Genomic DNA, 4,431 nt, shown 5'->3' on the forward strand with positions numbered 1-4,431 from the left:
GCCCAGGACCGCCGAGACCACCGCGCCGACCTCGGGGCCCGCCGACGCCACCTGCTCGCCCGAGGGGTCCCAGATGCCGGAACCGCCCGCCGCGCGCGAGAACCCCTCGCCGGTCGAGCCGGCGAAGCTCGCCGCCGCCACCCACACGCCGTGGTCTCCCGCGACGCGCCGCGCCCGCTGCCCGACGACCCCGGCGTCCTCCACGTGCTCCAGCACTCCCGCCACTTTGGCTTCGACGCCCAGGGCCGCGGTGTCCGCGGCGTGCCGCGGCACGCCGGTGTCCCGGCACACGGCCAGGCCCAGCCGCACCCCGTCCACCTCGACCACCGCCGGTCCGGGACCGGGTTCGAAGCACACGGCCTCCAGCGGGCCCAGCCACACCTTCCGGTAGGCCACCCGCACGCCGGAGCCCGACACCTCCAGCACCCCGATGGACGGTCCCGCCACCGGTCCGCCGGCCAGCGCCACGGCGCCGGTCTCCGCGCACGCCCGCACCAGCGGTTCGAGCAGGTCGAACGACACCTCGGGCGCGTCGAAGTGGTACCCGGTCAGCGACATCTCCGGGAACACCACCACGCGCGCACCCGCCGCGCGCACCGCCTCGGCGTGGGCCCGCGCGTTGGCGGCCACGTCGTAGGCGGTGCAGCGCGGCTGGGCGACCGCAACGGTGATCACGCGCCAACCCTAGCGCGGCACCTCGGCCCAGTCGGTGTCCGACGCGAGGTGGAAACCGGGGTGGGCGGGCTGGTTGTAGGTGGTCTGCTGCCGCGCCACGTCCACCCGGTACTGCGGGTCGTGCATCAGGGTGTACATCTTGTGGCCGGTCACCTCGGTGCTCACGTGCACGCGCAGCGCCGAGCTGTCGGCCGTGCGCACCACCAGCTCCTCCCGCCAGTCGCCGAGCACGTCGGCCACCAGCGACGGGTTGCCCTTGGTGCCGTTGTTGGCCAGCGTGCCGGTCGCGGTCAGCAGCGTGCCGCGCCGCCAGTCCTCCACGGTCGGGGTCGCCGTGCCCGAGCCGTTCACGACCTGCGTGGTGAGGTCGGCCGCCCACCGGATGCTCTGGTTGGTGCCCGGGATCGCGTCCGACAGCCGCCGCCCGTCGGCCGACCACAGGCCCACCGAGGCCGTGCCGCCCGGCGCCGACGCCCAGGTCTCCAGCCCCGGCACGTCCGGCAGCACGTCGCCCACCATGCCGCGCCCGGTGTCCGCCCCGGTGTAGCCGCCGTGGATCACCTCTCCGGTGGACGCGTCGCGCAGCGTGTGGCCGTAGGGCGCGGAGCGGGCGCCCTCGTGCACCATGTAGATCTCCAGGCCGGGTCGCGCCGGGTCGATGTCGGTGACGTGCAGCGCGTCGCCGTGCCCCAGCCGCGCCGACGCGCCGGGGTTGGCGCTGCCCGGCGGCAGCACGCCGAACGAGCTGTAGCGCAGCGACCCGTCGTGGTCGATGGTGGCCGCCCCGTACACGACCTCCTGCCTGCCGTCGCCGTCCACGTCGGCGGCGCTGAGCGAGTGCGCGCCCTGGGTGGTCAGCCGGCCGTGCTCGGGCGAGGTGCCGTCGCGGCCGTGCACCGGGTCGTCGAACGGGTTGGCCATCGGGGTCCAGCCGCTGTCGACGAACCAGTCCCGCCGCAGGTCCCGGCCGTCCCACCGGTAGGCAGCCACGGTGCTGCGCGTGTAGTAGCCGCGGGCGAACACCGCCGAGGGCCGCCTGCCGTCCAGGTAGGCCACCCCGGCCAGGAACCGGTCGACCCGGTTGCCCGGCTCGATCCGGGGCAGGGCGTAGTCGCCCCACATCAACCCGTCGTCGTGCCGCCCCGGCTCGTACCGCACGGTCTTGAGCTCCCGGCCGGTCGCGCCGTCCAGCACCGTCAGGTACTCCGGGCCCGACAGCACGAACCCCGCGAACGCCCGCAGGTTGTTGCGCGCGCTGCGGGAGGGCGCGTAGACGTCCATGAAGTGGTCCACCAGCGCCCGCGCGTCCGCGTCGGACAGCGGGTAGGCGTAGCGCGGTTCGACGCCGAAGGCCCGCTCCAGGGTGGCCGGCCAGCGACCCGCGACCACCTCCGGGTGCTCGTGCCAGCCGCGGAAGACCCGGACCAGGTGCTCGTGGTAGCCGGCGGCGTCGAGCCGGTAGTCGTCGCGGTGCGAGTAGCCGGCCCGCACGTCCTCGCGCGGCATGGTCACGTGCCGCCGCACCGCGTCGCCGCGCCGGTCGTAGGAGGTGACCGAGGTGCCCGGCGCGGTCTTGAGCATCATCTCCGAGCGGCCGTCGCCGTCGAAGTCGTAGACCAGGAACTGGGTGTAGTGCGCGCCCGAGCGGATGTTCACGCCCAGGTCCACCCGGTGCAGCAGCGTGCCGTCGAACCGGTAGGTGTCCACATAGGTCGGTCCGGTGTAGCCGACCTGGGAGACGTCCTTGGAGTTGGACGGGTCCCACTTCACCACGTACTCGTAGCTGCCGTCGCCGTCCACGTCGCCGACGCTCGCGTCGTTGGCCGAGTACGTGTACGCCTCGCCCGCCGGGGTGACCCCGTCGGCGGGCTTGCGCAGCGGCAGGTCGTGGTGACCGCCCTCCCACGGCGACACCGCGCCGCTCACCCCGACCGGCACGCCCCGCACCAGCGGGGCCACCCGGTAGCGCGACCCGCCCTCCCGGTCGAGGAAGTTGGTGCTGTCGGTGACCGTGGCGACCCGGCGGCCGTCGCGGTAGACCGCGAACGCCGGGCCGTCCAGGCCCGTGGCGGTGTGGCCGGTGACCTCGTGGCGCAGCAGCCGCCAACTGAGGAACACCCCGGCGTCGGTGCGCACGGCCACCAGACCCCGGTCGAGGCGCTCCAGCCGGGGGCCGCCGCCACCGGTGGCGGCGGTGGCCGGGGGAGCGGGGATCAGGAGCGTGAACGCCGCCAGCGCGGCGAGCAGGTGGCGTGGGCGCGAACGGGTCATCGGCGGCCTCCAGGGGCGCGACGGTGCGCGAGGTGCGTGACAGCGCCACACGATGAACCGTTTCAAGGCGAAAGGCAAGCCCTCGGGAACCCTTTGAGGTTCAACAAGGAAAGCGCTATCCTTGACGCCGTGATGCGGCTCACCTACGTTGTTTGAACCGATTCAAACGAGAGGTGAGGGCGATGGGACGAGTGTCTCGCCGGGGCGCGGCAGGCCTGCTGGTCGGACTGCTGACCACGACCGCCGCGCTGGCCGGGTGCGGTGGCGACGAACCCGGCGACGGGCCGGTGACCCTGCGGTTCGTCTGGTGGGGCAACGAGGACCGCGCCAAGGTCACCAGGGCCGCCGTCGACGAGTTCCAGCGGCGCAACCCCGACATCGAGGTCGAGACCGAGTACAGCGGCTACGACGCCTACTTCCAGAAGCTGTCCACCCAGGTCGCCGGCGGCGCAGGCCCCGACCTGCTCCAACTGGACCGGGCCACCCTGGGCGAGTACGCCGGCCGCAACGTGCTCGCCGAGCTCGACGAGTACGCGGGCAAGTCGCTCAAGGTCGACAAGATCCCGGCCAACCTGCTGGAGGGCGGCAAAGTCGACGGCAAGCAGTACGCCGTCGCCGCCGGCGCCACCACCCAGGTCCTGGTCGTCGACCCCACCCACTTCGAGGCGGTGGGCGCGAAGGTGCCGACCGCGCCGGGCGAGAAGTGGACCTGGGCCGAGTTCGCCGAGGCCGTGGGCAAGGTCGGCGCGGCGGGCGCGGTCGCCGGCACCACCGACTTCGGCTGGGCCATCGACTGGTTCGAGGTCTGGCTGCGCCAGCACGACAAGCAGCTCTACACCCCCGAAGGCCGGCTCGGCTTCACCGCCGAGGACCTGACCGAGTACTGGGAGATGATCGGCGCCATGCGCCCCGGCAAGGGCGTGTCGCCCCCCGAGGTGACCACCAAGATGGACGGCTCGGTGCAGAACTCCGGCATCGTCACCAAGCAGGCCGCCTCCGAGATCGGCTACGACTCCACCGTCACCGGCTACTTCGGCGCGTTCGGGCCCGACCTGGAACTCGCGCCGCTGCCCAGCGACGTCGCCGAGAGCGGCATGGCCGCGCTGCCCCCGGTCTCCTTCGCCGTCGCCCGGCGCTCCGAGCACAAGGAGGCCGCGGTGAAGCTGCTGGACTTCCTGCTCAACGACCCCGAGGCGGGCAAGCTGCTCGGCGCCTCCCGCGGCGTGCCGCCCAACGAGGAGGTCCGCGCCCAGGTCTGCGCCGGCTCGACCGAGGCCAGCAAGGCCGTGTGCGACTACGAGGAGGCCCAGAAGGACAAGATCGGGCCCGCCTTCGGCGCCTGGCCCACCGGCTCCTCGGCGATCAAGCGCGACTTCCAGCGCACCTACGACGACGTGATCTTCAACCGGGTCGGCGTCGCCGAGGCCGCCGCGCGCGTCATCCAGGACGCCGAGCAGTCCCTGGGGTCCTGACCGTGACCCGGTC

Annotated in this window: 3 protein-coding genes; 1 reads left to right on the forward strand and 2 read right to left on the reverse strand. The window is 73.4% G+C overall.

What is annotated here, in order from left to right:
- Both ACFV4N_RS40265 and ACFV4N_RS40270 read right to left on the reverse strand, forming a co-directional pair.
- On the reverse strand, positions 1–675 hold a 675-nt coding region (locus ACFV4N_RS40265), incomplete at its 3' end, for a carbon-nitrogen hydrolase family protein (protein WP_499677951.1).
- Between the two features lie 9 nt (positions 676–684).
- Positions 685–2,946, reverse strand: coding sequence for a rhamnogalacturonan lyase (locus tag ACFV4N_RS40270; RefSeq protein ID WP_499677952.1), 2,262 nt, complete (start codon positions 2,944–2,946; stop codon positions 685–687).
- Positions 2,947–3,128: 182 nt separating this feature from the next.
- Between ACFV4N_RS40270 and ACFV4N_RS40275 the strand changes: the two genes are divergently transcribed.
- Positions 3,129–4,418: an ABC transporter substrate-binding protein gene (locus tag ACFV4N_RS40275; RefSeq protein WP_499677953.1), complete on the forward strand. Its 1,290-nt coding sequence runs from the start codon at positions 3,129–3,131 to the stop codon at positions 4,416–4,418.
- Positions 4,419–4,431 lie beyond the last annotated feature (13 nt).

It is taken from the genome of Actinosynnema sp. NPDC059797 (assembly GCF_042732085.1).
Taxonomy (GTDB): domain Bacteria; phylum Actinomycetota; class Actinomycetes; order Mycobacteriales; family Pseudonocardiaceae; genus Actinosynnema.